The 14,773-nt window shown below is 73.1% G+C and carries 17 protein-coding genes, 1 tRNA gene and 1 pseudogene; 10 read left to right on the top strand and 9 right to left on the bottom strand.

The window, feature by feature from the left end; translation table 11 throughout:
• Positions 1-69: 69 nt before the first annotated feature.
• Positions 70-1,119, bottom strand: a complete 1,050-nt coding sequence (locus tag ACTWP5_RS07925; protein ID WP_443220054.1) for an LLM class F420-dependent oxidoreductase — start codon at positions 1,117-1,119, stop codon at positions 70-72.
• An 85-nt stretch (positions 1,120-1,204) separates the two neighbouring features.
• On the opposite strand from ACTWP5_RS07925, the gene ACTWP5_RS07920 reads away from it, so the two are divergent.
• Complete coding sequence (locus tag ACTWP5_RS07920; RefSeq protein WP_443220053.1) at positions 1,205-2,191, top strand: aldo/keto reductase; 987 nt, start codon at positions 1,205-1,207, stop codon at positions 2,189-2,191.
• The gene (locus ACTWP5_RS07915) at positions 2,176-4,305 is read left to right on the top strand and encodes a helix-hairpin-helix domain-containing protein (protein ID WP_443220208.1); all 2,130 of its coding nucleotides are present in this window, start codon (positions 2,176-2,178) and stop codon (positions 4,303-4,305) included. The genes ACTWP5_RS07920 and ACTWP5_RS07915 overlap by 16 nt, the downstream gene beginning before the upstream one ends.
• A 49-nt stretch (positions 4,306-4,354) precedes the next feature.
• On the opposite strand, the gene ACTWP5_RS07910 is transcribed toward ACTWP5_RS07915, so the two are convergent.
• Positions 4,355-5,011, bottom strand: a complete 657-nt coding sequence (locus ACTWP5_RS07910; RefSeq protein ID WP_443220052.1) for a hypothetical protein — start codon at positions 5,009-5,011, stop codon at positions 4,355-4,357.
• 47 nt (positions 5,012-5,058) lie between these two features.
• Between ACTWP5_RS07910 and ACTWP5_RS07905 the strand changes: the two genes are divergently transcribed.
• On the top strand, positions 5,059-5,247 hold the full coding sequence (locus ACTWP5_RS07905) for a DUF5703 family protein (RefSeq protein WP_443220051.1): 189 nt from the start codon (positions 5,059-5,061) through the stop codon (positions 5,245-5,247).
• 150 nt (positions 5,248-5,397) lie between these two features.
• Here the strand turns inward: ACTWP5_RS07905 and ACTWP5_RS07900 are convergent, their stop codons facing one another.
• The 3 genes from ACTWP5_RS07900 to ACTWP5_RS07890 all read right to left on the bottom strand — a co-directional run bounded on the left by ACTWP5_RS07900 (position 5,398) and on the right by ACTWP5_RS07890 (position 8,171).
• Positions 5,398-6,309, bottom strand: coding sequence for a chaplin (locus tag ACTWP5_RS07900; RefSeq protein WP_443220050.1), 912 nt, complete (start codon positions 6,307-6,309; stop codon positions 5,398-5,400).
• Positions 6,310-6,452: 143 nt separating this feature from the next.
• Positions 6,453-6,686, bottom strand: coding sequence for a chaplin (locus tag ACTWP5_RS07895; RefSeq protein WP_443220049.1), 234 nt, complete (start codon positions 6,684-6,686; stop codon positions 6,453-6,455).
• 162 nt (positions 6,687-6,848) lie between these two features.
• Positions 6,849-8,171: a M20/M25/M40 family metallo-hydrolase gene (locus tag ACTWP5_RS07890; protein WP_443220048.1), complete on the bottom strand. Its 1,323-nt coding sequence runs from the start codon at positions 8,169-8,171 to the stop codon at positions 6,849-6,851.
• Positions 8,172-8,309: 138 nt separating this feature from the next.
• Here ACTWP5_RS07890 and ACTWP5_RS07885 point away from each other — a divergent pair.
• Positions 8,310-8,394, top strand: a tRNA-Leu gene (locus ACTWP5_RS07885).
• A 696-nt stretch (positions 8,395-9,090) separates the two neighbouring features.
• On the opposite strand, the gene ACTWP5_RS07880 is transcribed toward ACTWP5_RS07885, so the two are convergent.
• Together ACTWP5_RS07880 and ACTWP5_RS07875 are read right to left on the bottom strand one after the other, a co-directional pair.
• Positions 9,091-9,840, bottom strand: coding sequence for an SDR family oxidoreductase (locus tag ACTWP5_RS07880; protein ID WP_443220047.1), 750 nt, complete (start codon positions 9,838-9,840; stop codon positions 9,091-9,093).
• 157 nt (positions 9,841-9,997) lie between these two features.
• Positions 9,998-10,903, bottom strand: a complete 906-nt coding sequence (locus ACTWP5_RS07875; protein ID WP_443220046.1) for an AraC family transcriptional regulator — start codon at positions 10,901-10,903, stop codon at positions 9,998-10,000.
• A 144-nt stretch (positions 10,904-11,047) separates the two neighbouring features.
• Between ACTWP5_RS07875 and ACTWP5_RS07870 the strand changes: the two genes are divergently transcribed.
• From ACTWP5_RS07870 to ACTWP5_RS07860, 3 genes are all read left to right on the top strand, one after another.
• A complete protein-coding gene (locus ACTWP5_RS07870; protein WP_443220045.1) occupies positions 11,048-11,365 on the top strand; it encodes a putative quinol monooxygenase in 318 nt (105 codons plus the stop codon).
• A 105-nt stretch (positions 11,366-11,470) separates the two neighbouring features.
• The gene (locus ACTWP5_RS07865) at positions 11,471-12,478 is read left to right on the top strand and encodes an alpha/beta hydrolase (RefSeq protein ID WP_443220044.1); all 1,008 of its coding nucleotides are present in this window, start codon (positions 11,471-11,473) and stop codon (positions 12,476-12,478) included.
• 328 nt (positions 12,479-12,806) lie between these two features.
• Positions 12,807-13,292, top strand: coding sequence for a hypothetical protein (locus ACTWP5_RS07860; RefSeq protein WP_443220043.1), 486 nt, complete (start codon positions 12,807-12,809; stop codon positions 13,290-13,292).
• Between the two features lie 155 nt (positions 13,293-13,447).
• Here the strand turns inward: ACTWP5_RS07860 and rpsN are convergent, their stop codons facing one another.
• Complete coding sequence (rpsN, locus tag ACTWP5_RS07855; RefSeq protein ID WP_443220042.1) at positions 13,448-13,753, bottom strand: 30S ribosomal protein S14; 306 nt, start codon at positions 13,751-13,753, stop codon at positions 13,448-13,450.
• Positions 13,753-13,989: a 50S ribosomal protein L28 gene (gene rpmB, locus ACTWP5_RS07850; protein ID WP_443220041.1), complete on the bottom strand. Its 237-nt coding sequence runs from the start codon at positions 13,987-13,989 to the stop codon at positions 13,753-13,755. The genes rpsN and rpmB overlap by 1 nt, the downstream gene beginning before the upstream one ends.
• Before the next feature lie 68 nt (positions 13,990-14,057).
• Between rpmB and rpmG the strand changes: the two genes are divergently transcribed.
• From rpmG to rpmF, 3 genes and pseudogenes are all read left to right on the top strand, one after another.
• On the top strand, positions 14,058-14,222 hold the full coding sequence (rpmG, locus tag ACTWP5_RS07845) for a 50S ribosomal protein L33 (protein ID WP_443220040.1): 165 nt from the start codon (positions 14,058-14,060) through the stop codon (positions 14,220-14,222).
• Positions 14,219-14,326: pseudogene (locus ACTWP5_RS07840) on the top strand (type B 50S ribosomal protein L31); the annotation flags it as partial. The gene rpmG and the pseudogene ACTWP5_RS07840, both read left to right, overlap by 4 nt.
• Before the next feature lie 164 nt (positions 14,327-14,490).
• Positions 14,491-14,661 (top strand): 50S ribosomal protein L32, encoded by a 171-nt coding sequence (gene rpmF, locus ACTWP5_RS07835; protein ID WP_443220039.1) that lies wholly within the window; start codon positions 14,491-14,493, stop codon positions 14,659-14,661.
• Positions 14,662-14,773 lie beyond the last annotated feature (112 nt).

Below are 14,773 nucleotides of genomic sequence, written 5' to 3'. Positions count from 1 at the left end.
GGTCGGGATCCCGGACACGGGGCATCGCACGGCGGCGTGAGCCCGCGGCGGGCCGGGTGGGGCGGCGCGCTACGCGAGGCCGGCGCGGTCCAGGGCCTCGGCCGCCACGCGCAGGCCCGCGATCCGCTGGTCGAGGTCCCAGCCGGCGGGCGCGAGGGAGAGGGTGGTGGCGCCCGCGTCGGCGTAGGCGCGCATCCGGTCGGCGATGCGCTCCGGCGAACCGATGAGCGTCGTGGCGTCGATCAGGCGGTGCGGCACCGCGGCGGCGGCGCCCTCCCGGTCGCCCGCGAGGTACCGCTCCTGGATCTCGGCGGCCTCCTTCTCGTACCCCATGCGCTGGGCGAGCCGGTTGTAGAAGTTCTGGTCCCTGCTGCCCATGCCGCCGACGTACAGCGCGGTGTACGGCCGGAAGTGGTCGGCCAGGGCGTCGAGGTCGTCGCCGACGGCCAGCGGCACGGTGGGGACGAGGTCGAAGCCGGCCAGGTCCTTCCCGACGCGGGCGCGGCCGGCGCGCAGCGGCTTCAGGGTCGTCTCCTCGGCGTGCTCGGGCGAGAAGAAGACCACCAGCGCGCCGTCGGCGATCTCGCCGGTCTGGGTGAGGTTCTTCGGGCCGATGGCGGCGATGTACAGGGGAACGCGTTCGCGGACCGGGTGCACGGTGAGCTTGATCGGCTTGCCGGGACCGCCCGGCAGGGGCAGGGTCCAGTGCTCGCCCTCGTGGGTGAGGCGCTCGCGCGCCATCGCCTTGCGGACGATCTCGACGTACTCGCGGGTGCGGGCGAGCGGGCGGTCGAACCTGACGCCGTACCAGCCCTCGGAGACCTGCGGTCCGGACACGCCAAGGCCCAGGCGGAAGCGTCCGCCGGTCAGCGAGTCGAGGGTGGCGGCCGTCATCGCGGTCATGGCGGGGGCCCTGGCCGGGATCTGGAGGATGGCCGAGCCGACGTCGATGCGGCTCGTCTGGGCCCCCACCCACGCCAGCACCGTGGGGACGTCGGAGCCGTACGCCTCCGCGGCCCAGCAGACCTCGTACCCCAGGCGCTCCGCCTCGCGGGCCACCTCCAGGTTGTCCGCGTCCATTCCGGCTCCCCAGTAGCCGAGGTTGACTCCCAGCCGCACGCGCAGCTCCCATCCGATTAGCTACCTACGGGTAACTCCTATGTCCCCAGGACTCTAACGCGTGGCGCAAGTACGCTCAACGCCCATGGATCTCAGGCACCTGGGCCGGACCGGCCTGCGCGTTTCCCGGCTTGGCCTCGGCACCCTCACCTGGGCGAGGGACACGGGCGAGCAGGAGGCAGCCGAGCTGCTGAAGACCTTCTGGGGAGCGGGCGGCACCCTCGTGGACACCGCGGACGTCTACGCGGACGGCGGCGCCGAGTACCTGCTGGGGCGGCTGCTGGGCGGCCTCGTGCCCCGCGCCGACCTGGTGATCGCGACCAAGGCCGGCAGCGTGCCCGATCCCGACCGGCGCTTCGACACCTCCCGCGGCCACCTGTTGGCCGCGCTCGACGCCTCCCTCGAACGCCTCGGCACCGACCACGTCGACCTGTGGCAGGTTCACGCCTTCGACCCGGAGACGCCGCTGGAGGAGACGCTCCAGGCGCTGGACATCGCGGTGGCCAGCGGACGCGCCCGCTACGCGGGGGTGTCGAACTTCTGCGGCTGGCAGCTGGCGAAGGCCGCCACCTGGCAGCTGGCGGCACCCGCCACGCGCACCCGGCTGGCCAGCACCCAGATGGAGTACTCGCTGTTGCAGCGGGGGGTGGAGCGCGAGGTGCTGCCGGCCGCGGCGGACCTCGGGATCGGCCTGCTGCCGTCCTCGCCGCTGGGGCGGGGGGTGCTGACCGGGAAGTACCGCGACGGGGCCGTGCCGGCCGGCTCGCGGGGGGACTCCGAGCGGCTGGCGCCGTTCGTCGCGCCGTACCTCGACGATCCCGCGGCGCGGATCGTGGAGGCGGTGGCGATAGCCGCGGACGGCCTGGCCGTGACGCCGTTGCAGGTGGCGCTGGCGTGGGTGCGGGACCGGCCGGGCGTCGTCGCGCCGATCCTCGGCTCGCGCGACGGGCGGCAGCTGCGGGAGGCGTTGTCAGTGGAGGACCTTAGCCTTCCGGGTGAGATTCGCCGGGCCCTGGACGACGTCTCGGCCCCGGTCCACCGCTATCCCGACCACGACTGGAGCGCGCTGTGACCTCCTCCTCCCTGCCCTCCCCCCAGCCCTCCGCCTCCACCCCCCCGTCGTCCCCGTCGTCCTCCCCACGCCCCCAGTCCACCACGAGCGGCGCGGACCGGCCGCGGAGCGTCGCGGAGGAGCTGCGGGCCGCGGTGCGCGCCGTGGAGAGTGGCGAGCGCGCGGCGGCGTCCTTCTTCCCCGAGGCCGCGAAGCCGGCCCGCTCCCGCGCCGTCGTCTCGCGGGGTTCACCGGCCGCGGTGTCGGCGGCGAGCGTGGACCCCGTGACGGTGGCGGCCGTCGCCAAGCTGCTCGCCGAGGGCGGCGTGCCCGAGGCGCTGGCGTCGGCGGCCGTCGCCACGCTGGGCGAGGCGGCCGAGGAGGCGCTGCGCGCGGACCCCTGGCAGCTGCTGGCGGTGGCCGGGGTCGGACCGGCGCGGGCGGACGACTTCGCGCGGGCCCTGCTGGGCGCCGAGGGCTCCCCCGGCGACGAGCGCAGGTCCCGGGCGCTGGTGGTGTGGCTGCTGGAGCGGGCGGCCCTCGCCGGGCACACGGCCGTCGCGGCGGGGACGGTCGCCGCGGAGCTGGCGGCGCACGGCGTGCCCGAGCCGGAGGCGGCGGTGCGCGCGGCCGTGGAGCGCGGCGCGGTGCTCGCCTTCGAGGACACCGGGCCCGAGGCCGAAGACGACGCCGGGGCCGAGGCCGAGGCGGCCGGGGATCCGGCGACGGCGGAGACGGCGGCGGAGGGCACGCTGCTCGGGCTCGACCGGTACGCGCTGGCCGAGGAGAGCCTCGCCGACGGCCTGACGCGGCTGCTGGGCACCTTCGGTTCGTCCCTCGACGAGGCGTCCCTCGACGAGCGGGGTGAGGCAGAGGAGGCCGCCGGGTCCGGGGGCGGCCCCGGCGCGCGGTGGGAGGCCGCCGCGCGGGCGGCCCCCACGCCGGCCGCCGCCGCGCTGATCCGTGGCGCCGCCGGATCGGGCCTGCTCGTCCACACGGGCGGCGAGGCCGCCCGCGCGGAGGTCGCCGCCCTCGTCGGCGCGGCGCGCGCCCTCGGCCTGCGGGCGTACGGCGCGGCGCACACGACGGACGGGCGGCGGCGGCTGGCCGCCCTGCTGCCCGACGCGGCCGAGGCCCGGACCGGCGCCGCGAGCGGCGGCGGCGGGAGCGAGGACACACGCGAGGAGGCCGCCGGGGGCGTGGTGGTCACCGTCGAGGGGCTGCTCACGGGACGGGAGGGACCGGGACGGGACGCCGACGGGCTGCTGGCCGTCGACCTCCTGGCCGTGGTGGACGCTCCGCAGCTCGGCACCGAGCACGCCGCGTCCCTCGTCGAGGCGCTGCCCGACGGAGCCCGGCTCGTCCTCAGCGGCGATCCGCTGCTGCTGGGCGCCGCCGGCCCCGGTCAGGTCGTGGCCGACGTGCTGGCCTCGGGCGTCTGCCCGCATCTCGCCTCGGACGCCACGGAGCCGGGCGTCGTCGGTCGCCTCGTCGCCGATGTGGGCGTCGGCAGGCTGCGGCCGGTGGAGGCGCCAGGCCGCGAGGTCGTGATCGTCCCCGTCCGGGACGCCGCGGAGGCGGTGCACCGCACCGTGCAGCTCGTGGCGGAGTCGATCCCCCGCGCCTTCGGTGAGACGGGGGCGGGCATCCAGGTGATCACGGTCGGACACGGCGGCGCGGCGGGCACGCGGGCGTTGAACGCCGCGCTGAAGGAGCGTCTGAACCCCGGGCCGGGCCGCTTCGGCGGCTTCGACCCCGGGGACCGGGTGGTCCACTCCCCCGTGCCGGGCCGCGCCGACGCGGCCACGGTGGCGCGGGCCGACGCCGAGGGACTGTGGCTCGACGGCGAGGAGGGGCCGTTCGTCGTGGCGCGCGAGCGCGTCGCGGAGACCGTGCGGCACGGCTGGGCCGTCACGGCGCACCAGGCGGCGGGAAGCCGCTGGCCCGCCGCCGTGGTGGTGCTGCCGGGCGACGCGGCGGCGGCGCTGACCCGCTCCTGGGTGTACACGGCCTTCGGCCGGGGCCAGCGGCACCTCTCGGTGGTGCAGGGAGTGGGATCCGTGCTCCCCGACGTGGTGGCCGGACCCGCCGCCTCGCCCAGGACCACCCGGCTGCGGACGCTGCTGCGCGGCTGAGGCGCGCCCGTGGCGCCGGGAGGGCACGTGGGCCCTCCCGTGCGCGGCGTCAGGGCACGTTCTCGGCTTCCTCGCCGTCGAACGCCTCGCTGATGTCGAAGCGGCAGACGACGCGCTCGGGATCGACGGCCTCGAAGGGAGAGGACAGCCACTCCCCCGGCTCCGCCGGCTCCTCGGCCGCCACGATCCACAGCGTGGCGTCGCCCTCCTCCAGGCCGAACTCCTTGTGGCGGCTGGCGATCTCGTCGGGCTCGAACTCGCCGAAGAGCACCCCGAGGGCCGCCGGCATGCTGCGGCCGGCGGCGTCCTGGACGTCGTCCTCGTCGCCGCCGACGGCCTCCGGGTCGAGTTCGGCCACGCGACGGGCCTGGGCGAGGAGACGCCGGGGATCGACGACCGCGTAGTCCCGGCGGATGAAGACGCTCAGCGCCTCCGGCTCCTCCGGGCCCGTGTAGGCGGCACCGTCGGTCTCGGGCACCTCGAAGGGCGTGACCTCGTCGTAGACGTCGTACAGCAGCTCGTCGTACGCCTCGCCCGCGGCGGCCATCTCGTTGAACGCGGAGAACACCTCGGCGTCCGCCTCGGCGACGTCGTCGGGTTTCGACGCCCGTCGCTCGATGGCCGCGAGGTGCCGGTCGATCGCTCCCTTGAGCGCCTCGGCTGCGGCGCGGACTTCGGCAGCGCCTGGCTGCACAGCATCAGACATGGTGCAGACGGTATCGGCATCCTGGGCTTGGCCGCACAATAGATTCGATGCCGGAATACGAGTTTCGCGATGTGTACGTGCCGCGGGGGGTCTCTCGTGCGGCGACCACCCGCCTCCTGACCGACCATGCCGAGTACGGACACTGGGAGTTGGCCCAGCTACGGCTGTACCCGGACGGCAGCCGTCGGGTGCGGCTGAGACGACGGATCATCCGGCAGGTGCGCGCCACCTGGTGAACGCCCGGTGACGGACCGCCCGCGAAGCCTGCTGAGAAGACGGCCGAGAAGGCTACGGATGACGCCTGCCGTGAAGACCGCTGGGAGGCGGAACGTGAACGAGTGGGCCCCGCGTCGCGGGACCCACTCGTCGGGGAACGCCGGGGCGGATCAGCCCAGGCGTGCCAGCCGCGCGCGGCGGTAGAGCACAACGCCGCCGAGCAACAGGCCCGCGCCGAGCGGAAGCGCGGCGCCGAGCGCCGTACCCGCACCGGTCTCGGCCAGGGCGCCCTCGGACGGCTCGGTGTCCGCGGGCTCGTGGCCGGGGGCGGGGGCCTCGGCGCCCGGCCCGTCGCCGGAGCCCTCCGGCTCGTCCGACGGGCCCTCGTCACCCGGCGAACCGGGCTCCTCGGGCTCACCCGGCTCGCCCGGCTCCTCGGGGCCGGGCTCCTCGGGCTCCTCGGGACCCGGCTCCTCGGGCTCTTCCGGACCCGGCTCCTCGGGCTCCTCGGGACCGGGCTCCTCGGGGCCCGGGTGCTCCGGCGGCCCGTCGGGCCGACCGTGCCCGTTGGCGCACTCGTTGCCGAACGCGGCGTTGCCGACGCCGACGACGGAGACGTTGTTCCCGCACGCGTTCACGGGGACGTCGACGGGAACCTGGATCTGGTTCCCCGAGCCGACGCCCGGCGAGTTCTGCGCGGTGCCCGAGGCCTCCGCCCCACCGCTGTGCTGGTTCCCGCCGCCCTGGCCGCCACCCTGGCCACCGCCACCCTGGCCACCGCCGTCATGGCCGCCGCCGTCCTGGCCGCCGCCACCGTGACCGTCGCCGTGACCGCCGCCCCCGTTGACGCAGGTGTTGCCGAAGGCGGGGTTGAGGACCCCGACCACGTTGACGGTGTTGCCGCAGGCGTTGACCGGCACGTGGACCGGCACCTGGACGGTGTTGCCGGAGAGCACACCGGGCGACTGCGCGCTACGGCCCGCCGCGTCGGAGTCGGCGTGTGCCACGCCGGCGGACACGGCCAACACGCCACCGGCTGCGGTGGCCACGGAGAGCAGGCGCTTTCGCGTGAGCTGACGCATGGTTGTCTTTCACCCTTGTTCGTCGTGGGTCGCGGGGTGGGGGAATGAGGGCATCCCGCGCCCGTCTACAGCCGAGGGCCCCGGGCGCGCGTCACGCGTCCCGGGGCCGCCGACGTCACGCCCTCATGGAGTCGGGCGCGGCATCAGTCGTTGATGCAGGTGTTACCGAAGGCCGGGTTCAGCAGGGCGATGATGTTGATCGTGTTGCCGCAGACGTTGATGGGCACGTGGATGGGCACCTGGATGACGTTGCCGGAGATGACGCCGGGGGACTTGGCGGCCGCTCCCTGGGCGCCGGAGTCCGCGACGGCGACGCCGGCGCCCGCCAGCACCAGACCGCTGGTGGCAGTCGCTGCGGCGACGACCTTCTTGATCATTCTTCCTCCTTGGTGACAATGCGGTCCCAGCTGGGAACTGCACTGCTTGTAACGAGGAGGCCGTACCAAGGGCACGAATCGCCGAGGGCATTCACCCACTCTGGGGAATCCGACACCCCCACCTGAACGAACACACGATCGCAGGGGGACGCGCGGCGGCGGTCAGCACGCGTCCAGGAAGCGGTCGAGCACCCGCACGCCGAAGGTCAGACCGTCCACCGGCACCCGCTCGTCCACCCCGTGGAACATGCCGGCGAAGTCCAGCTCCGGGGGCAGCTTCAGCGGCGCGAACCCGAAGCCACGGATGCCCAGGTCGTCGAAGGACTTGGCGTCGGTGCCGCCGGAGAGCATGTAGGGGACGGCACGCGCCACCGGGTCCTCCGCCTGCAGCGCGGTCTGCATGGCCGCCACGAGCGCGCCGTCGAAGGTGGTCTCCAACGCCTTGTCGTGGTGCACGTTCTCGCGCCGGACGCGCGGGCCGAGGATCCGGTCGAGGTCGGCGAGGAACTCCTCCTCGTAGCCGGGCAGGAAGCGCCCGTCGACGTGCGCCGTCGCCTGGCCGGGGATGACGTTCACCTTGTATCCGGCGCCGAGCTGGGTGGGGGCGGCGGTGTTCTGGAGCGTGGCGCCGATGATCTTGGCGATGCCGCCGAGCCGCGCCAACGTCTCGTCCATGTTCTCCGGGTCGAGCTCGACGCCGAGGGCGTCGGAGAGCTCGTCGAGGAAGGCCCGGACGGTCTTGGTGACCCGGACCGGGAAGCGGTGCCGGCCCAGCCGGGCGACCGCCTCGCACAGTTCGGTGATGGCGTTGTCGTCGTTGGTCATCGAGCCGTGTCCCGCGGTGCCGTCCACGGTGAGCCGCATCCAGTGCATGCCCTTCTGGGCCGTCTCGACGAGGTAGAGCCGCAGGTTCTCGTTGACGGTGAACGAGAAGCCGCCGACCTCGCTGATGGCCTCGGTGACGCCCTCGAACAGCTCCGGATGGTGGTCCACGAGGTACCGGGCGCCGTGCAGGCCGCCGGCCTCCTCGTCCGCGAGGAAGGCCACGACGACGTCGCGCGGCGGCCTGCGGCCCGACCGCATCCGGTCCCGGACGACGGCCAGCGTCATCGCGTCCATGTCCTTCATGTCCACCGCGCCGCGGCCCCAGACGCAGCCGTCGGCGATCTCGCCGGAGAACGGGTGGTGCCGCCAGTCGTCGGCGTTGGCCGGGACGACGTCGAGGTGTCCGTGGATCAACAGGGCGGGGCGCGAGGGGTCCTCCCCCTCGATCCTCGCGACGGTGGAGGCCCGCCCCGGCCGGGACTCGAAGATCCGCGGTTCGAGTCCGACCTCCGCGAGCTGCTGCGCGACGTACTCGGCGGCGGCGCGCTCGCCCGGTCCCGAGTCGTCGCCGTAGTTGCTGGTGTCGATGCGGATCAGGTCCCGGCAGATCCCGACGACCTCGTCCTCGCCACGCACCCCGCTGGTGTCCGACCGGCTCACGCTGCCTCCTCCTGCGCTGGTACTCACCCGCTCATCCTCCCCCCTCCCCCCGCCCCTCCCCAAGGGAGATCACCAGGCCCGGGACTTTGCTATCGTTGCCCACACCGCAGCGGCCGCATCGGGTCGCGCGCTCACCTCGTCCGGGTGGCGGAATGGCAGACGCGCTAGCTTGAGGTGCTAGTGCCCGACTAAGGGCGTGGGGGTTCAAGTCCCCCCTCGGACACTCACAGAGACCCCGGCTGAGCTGGGGTTTTTCTGTTGTCAGGGGTCCGCCGTGACCAGCGGCGTGACCAGCCCGTAGGGGATCCTGTTCTTGGGTGGCCGTGTCCAACCCGACGCGGCCGGCGCTGGAGGCGGCGAGCTTCCGGGCACCTTCCTCGCGCGGCTTGCCGTGGCGGGCCATGGTGTAGCCGGGCGAGTGGTGGCGGGCCCTTGGCGGAGACCTGGGCGGGGTTGTCGCCGTGGTCGAGCTCGTTGGTGACGAGCGAGGCCGCCAGGCGTGGATCCGGAAGCCCTCGGGGAGCGTGAGGCGGCGGCGCAGGGTGGAGGAGTTGCCTTCCTCGGCGACGACCCGTTCCAACTCGACGTAGCCCTCGTCGAAGTGAACGTTGGACCACCTCTGGCCGAGAGCCTCGCCGCTGCGGACGCCCGTCGCCGCGACGAACGTCCGCAGCGGTGCGTCGTGGGCGGTGGTGGGTGAGTCCGTCGTCGCAGCGCCGGGGTCCCGCACGGCTGCCAGACCGCTCTGACGAGGGCGGCGGTCTGGCGGTCGTTGAAGCCGTCCCGCCGGATCGCTGGTCACCTGGCCCGTGGGCTGGGCCCTGCCGCTGGGAACCGGTCAGCCGGAGAGGTTCCGTACGGATGCCTCTGCGCGTGGCCGACTCGTGGCATCAGCGCGGCGTCACCTGCCTGCTGAGGGTCACCTCGCCTGAGCGAGCCGGACCGCGTCGGGACCGGCCGGGAAGCGCAGCTGGCCGGTCGTGTCGTGCACGGCGCGCCACACCGTCTCGGCGACGTCGCTCTCCTTGGTGAACAGGTCCTGGCCCGTGAAGTCGTCCATGGCCTTCTTCGCCCATGGCGCGTAGGGCGCCGGGACCAGCTCGTCCAGCGAGGCGCCCTTCGTCGCGTTGGCCGCGAAGTTCGTCGTCAGGCAGGCTCCCGGTTCGACCGTCTTCGCCTGCACACCGAAGGGTGCGAGCTCCAGCGCGAGGGACGCGGTGAACCCCTCGATGGCCATCTTGCTCGCCTTGTAGACGGCCGAGAGCGGCATGTGGCCCAGCACCACGCTGGAGGTCACGTTGACCACCACCCCGGAGCCGCGCTCGCGGAACGGTGGCAGCACCGCCTGCGTCGTCGCCATCACACCGAACGTGTTGGTTTCGAAGACTTCCCGCACTCGGGCCATGGGTGTGCCCTCGAACACGCTGATCGAGGGGACGCCCGCGTTGTTGACCAGGACATCGACGGGCCCTGCCGCCTCGAACGCAGTGGTGATGGTCTCGGGCTTGGTCACGTCGAGCTCGACGACGCGGAGCCGGTCCGACTCGGGCAGGACGCCCGCACGCGGCGTGCGCATCGTGGCGATGACGTTCCACCCCTGCGAGTGGAAGTACAGGGCGGTCTCCCGCCCGTACCCGGATGAGGCGCCAGTGATCAGGACTGTCTTCATGGGGTGGTCCTCGCGATGTCGTGGGAGCCGCGGACGGACAGGCGTCTGCCTGCCCCGCGGAAGAACTCGTGATCCCATGGAATCGCTCTGACCTGCGGGAACAGTAGAACTATCCTCGCTTTTCCTTGCACCATCCTGCTCCGACGTGCAACCCAGCTCAGGGCAGAACGCCTGCGGGAGTGCCCGCGGTGTTCCGCAGGCGGGCCGCGTCCCGGCTCGGGGGTGTGCCGAACTGGCGGCGGTACTCGCGGCTGAACTGCGACGGGTTGTCGTAGCCGACGCGGTGGCCGACTCCGGTGACGTCGCCCGGGTGGGTGGCGAGCAGCAGCCGGGCCTCCTGGAGCCGGATCTGTTTCTGGAACTGGATGGGACTCATCGCGGTCACCGCCTGGAAGTTGCGGTAGAACGCGGAGACGCTCATGCCGGACAGGCGTGCCACGTCCTTGACCCGGAAGGGCTCGGCGTAGTGCTCGCGGATCCAGCGCACGGCCCGGGAGACATGGCTGAGGCCGCTGTCGGCGAGGCCGAACTGGCGCACCGTCGCGCCCTGCTCGCCGGTGATCAGGCGCCACAGGATCTCGCGTTTGACCAGCGGGGCCAGTACGGCCCGGTCGCGGGGTTCGTCGAGCATGCGCAGCAGCCGGACCACCGCGTCGAGCAGCGCGGGCGGGGCGTCGCTGACGGCGATTCCCGGCGGCGTGCCCGTGCCGGCGTGGGGGGCGTCGCCGGGACCGGCCTGCAGCAGCAGTTCGGCGACGTCGGACGGTTCCAGCGTGAGACCGAATCCCAGGGCCGGCCGCCCGGGGTCGGCCTGGGTGAACTGCCCGGTGACGGGCAGGTCGACGGATGCGACCAGGTACTGCCCGGCGCCGTACTCGTAGATCCGGTCGCCCAGCGCGAGGCGTTTGGCGCCCTGGGCGATGACTGCGAGCACCGTGCCGGACATGGAGGGCGCCGGCGGATCGGGCCGGTCGACCTTCGAGATCAGGACACCGTCGATGGGCGTGGTCCAGTCGGGGCGGGCATGCCGGGCCAGCAGGGTGCGGAGCTCTTCGAGGTACATGTGTCCATTGCAGCACCATTCGTCATCCGGGCTCCCGTGGCTGAGAGGATCGTGCAAGTAGCAGCGAGCATCGTTCTAACGTTTCCTCAGGTCAGCGCAGTTGAATGGAATCACCTCATTCCACCAGTGCAGAAGAAGGCCTCCATGACTGCCAAGTACGGCTTCAACGCCACCCTGACCGCCAGGCCCGGAATGGGCGATCGGCTGGTCGACCTGCTGCTGACCGGCCTGGACGAGGGCAGTCCCGGTGCGAGCGAACACTGCGTCGTCTACCTCGTCTCCCGTTCCGCGTCCGCCCCTGACGTCGTCCACGTCACCGAGGGCTGGACCAGCGAGGAGGACCACCACCGGATCTTCGCCGGCGAGGCCGCCCAGGCCATCGTGGCGCAGATCGACGGACTGCTGGCCAAGGAATCCGAGTACACCGACTACGTCCCGGTCCGCGGCAAAGCCGCCTTCTGAACCCCCGCCGAACGCCCCACGCCCCAGCCCCTCCGCCCCGGCGCCCGCCGGGGCGACCCCCTCCTCGCCCGACCGTCCCGCCACCACCCACGAAAGGCAACGACCATGGCCACAGCGCGACCCGCCCTCGACCCCGAACTGCAGGAACTCCTGGCCGACATGCCGCTGATGTCCCAGCTCAGCCCGGACGTGCTCGCGCAGGTACGCCCCTTCTCCTCGATGCCCGTCGACCCCCTCCTCGAAGGTCGCGCGATCGACCGGCGCGAGGTCACCGCCGCGAGCCCGGACGGCACCACGATCCCCTTGTCCGTCCTCAGCCCCGCGAACACCGATCGCACCACCGCCGCGCCCTGCGTCTACTGGATACACGGCGGCGGGATGGTCATGGGCGACCGCTTCTCACAGATCGACATCCCGCTGGAGTGGCTCGACGAGTTCGGCGCCGTCGTGGTCTCCGTCGACTACCGGCTCGCGCCCGAGGCCACCGGCACCATCCCGGTCGACGACTGCTACCAGGGACTCCTCTGGATCGCCGACCACGCCGCCGAACTGGGCATCGACCTCTCCCGGATCATCGTCGCGGGCGCCAGCGCGGGCGGCGGCCTCGCCGCCGGCGTCACCCTGCTGGCCCGCGACCTCGGCACCCCGACGATCGCCGCCCAGGTCCTGATCGGCCCCATGCTCGACCACCGCAACGCCACCACCTCCAGCCTCCAGTACGCGAACGGGCCCGGCGTCTGGACCCGCGAGATGAACGGATTCGGATGGCGCTGCCTCCTCGGCGACCTCGCCGACGACGAGGTACCCGCACACGTCTCACCCGCCTTGGCCGACGACCTCGCGGGCCTGCCGACCACCTACATCGACACCGGCTCCGCCGAGGTCTTCCGCGACGAGGACACCGACTACGCCACCCGCATCTGGGCGGCCGGCGGCCAGGCCGAACTCCACGTCTGGGCAGGCGGCTTCCACGGATTCGACGCTCTGTACCCTCAGGCGCACATCTCGGCCACGGCCCGCCGAACCCGCACCGACTGGCTCGCCCGAGTCCTGGCCACGGACCCCGCCGCATCTCGGCACGACCACAGCCATCGCAGTCGGGACTGTTCGTGACAGGTTTGCTGGGGACCAGGTCGGCAGTCGGTTCGGCTCCTCTTGATCGGCCGTGTGATCGGGTCCCGTCTGGTCGTCTGAGGAGGACGGTCAGCCACTGCGCCGGCGTCGTCCTGCCCGAGCCGGCCACGCCGCGCAGCAGCACCCGTTCCTTTCCGGCCAGCGCCAGCTCGGCGCGTCGTGACGGCGACTGTGCGCCGCTCGGGTTGTCCTCGGCCGGACCAGAGCGACGCGGCTGCGGGTCCCGTTCGGTCGTCTCCAGGGCGAGGGGCTGGCGGGGATCGACTTCCTCTACGCGCCCTACGACACCGAGGCGGACTGGGCCCCCATGTACCGGCTGGCAGAGCGCTTCGCCGAGGCCGGTCTCGGGATCACGGCACACGCCGGGGAGGTGTCGACGGCCAACATCGCCGCCGCGGCCCGGATGCCCGGCCTGACCAGGATCGGGCACGGCATCCACGCCGCGACGGACCCGGAGTTGCTGCGGCTGCTGGTTGACCGGGGCGTGACGCTGGAGTGCGCGTTGACGTGCAACGACTACTTCGGCGTGCTGCCGGAGACCGAGGAGCATCCGCTGCTGCGGCTGGTCGAGGCGGGCGTCGCCGTCACCCTGGCCACGGACAACCCCGTCCAGCTCAGCACGACGATCGAGCGGGAGTACGCCGTGGCGGCCAATCTCGGCATCAGCGGTGAGCAACTCGCCGGCTTCACCCGCGACGCGATCCGGGCGGCGTTCACCTCGGACGAACGCAGGTCCGCGATGCTCGCCGAACTGGCGCTGGCTGAGCGGGCCGAAGGCGCTCCGGCCCCGTGACGACCTGGCGCGCCGGTTCGGTCCCGGGCCGCTGCGGCGTTCGGCCGGCGGCGCCCCGGTCTCCCTGGCCGCGGTGAGTTCCGTGACGGTTTCACCGGTGTCCGTGACCGCTTCGTTGGGTCGGGCGCCCCGGCGGCGCGCCAGGCGTGTCCGGTTCACCAGGAGGACTTGGTGACGCCCGGGAGGTAGCCGGCGTGGGCCTGCTCGCGGAAGCGGACGCGGGAGAGGCCGAACCTGCGCAGGTGGCCGCGGGGGCGGCCGTCCACGCTGTCGCGGTTGCGCAGCCGGGTTGCGCTGGCGTCCCGGGGCTGACGACGCAGTTCGGCGTAGGCGGCCTGGCGTTCGGTGTCGGTGGAGGACGGGCGGCGGATGATCTCCTTGAGCTCCGCGCGCCGTGCGGCGTAACGCTCGACGGTGGCGCGCCGCCTGTCGTTCTTGGCGATCTTGCTCTTCTTGGCCATCAGATCTTCTCTCCTCGGGCGCGCATGCGGGCCACGGCGGCCTCGACGCCGATGGCGTCGATGGTCCTGATGGCGCGCACGCTGAGGGCGAGGCGGATGTGGCGGCCCTCGCCGGGCAGCCAGTAGCGCCTGTGCTGGAGGTTGGGGTTGAACCGGCGCGAGGTCCGGCGGTGGGAGCGCGAGACGCGTTTGCCGAAGCGTGGTTCGGCTCCGGTGAGTTGACAGCGGGCGGACACGACGGGGAACACCTCCGGAAGGACGAGCCACTAACGCTAATGAAAATCGTTGTCGTATGCTAGCGGACATGGCACGCAACGACCTCCGCCCGGTGATCAGACTCCGCTCCACCGCGGGCACCGGCTACACGTACGTCACCCGCAAGAGCCGCCGCAACGACCCCGACCGCATGGTGCTGCGCAAGTACGACCCCGTCGTCCGGCGCCACGTCGACTTCCGCGAGGAGCGCTGACGACGAAGCCCGGTATCCCTCCGGCCTACGGTCCGGTCGTCTTCCGGGACCGGGCGGCCGGTTTCGCGTTCCTCACCTGGTCCACCGGACGTTCGTCTCCGACCGGGGCAAGCCCTCCGCACGTCGGAGGATCCCCGTGCCGCCGGGTCACCCGTGTCACCGTCCAGCAGCAGCGACCGCCCGCCGCCGCCATCGAGAACGCCCGCGAGACGGCCCGGCCGCCCTACCCGCGCTGACCCCCACCCCCCGCACCGAACCGGAGACCACGATGGCCGTACCCAAGCGCAGGATGTCCCGCAGCAACACGCGCCACCGGCGAGCCCGGTGGAAGGCGCAGGCGCCCGACCTCGTGCCGGTCACCGTCGACGGCCGAACCGTCCGCGTTCCCCGGCCCCTGGTCCGCGCCTACCAGCGCGGCCTGCTGAAGCCGGAGGACTGAGTCGAGCGGCGTGAGCGAGAGGAGCGTTCCGGCACCGGCTGGCCGCCCGGCGCCCGGCCGCCATGGGCGTTCGCCGCCGGAGAGTTGGCCCGGCGTGCGGGGGGCGTGCTCG

The sequence above is a fragment of the Streptomyces sp. 4N509B genome (assembly GCF_052245655.1).
Lineage (GTDB): Bacteria > Actinomycetota > Actinomycetes > Streptomycetales > Streptomycetaceae > Streptomyces.
This window is presented reverse-complemented; position numbering and strand designations above follow the sequence as displayed.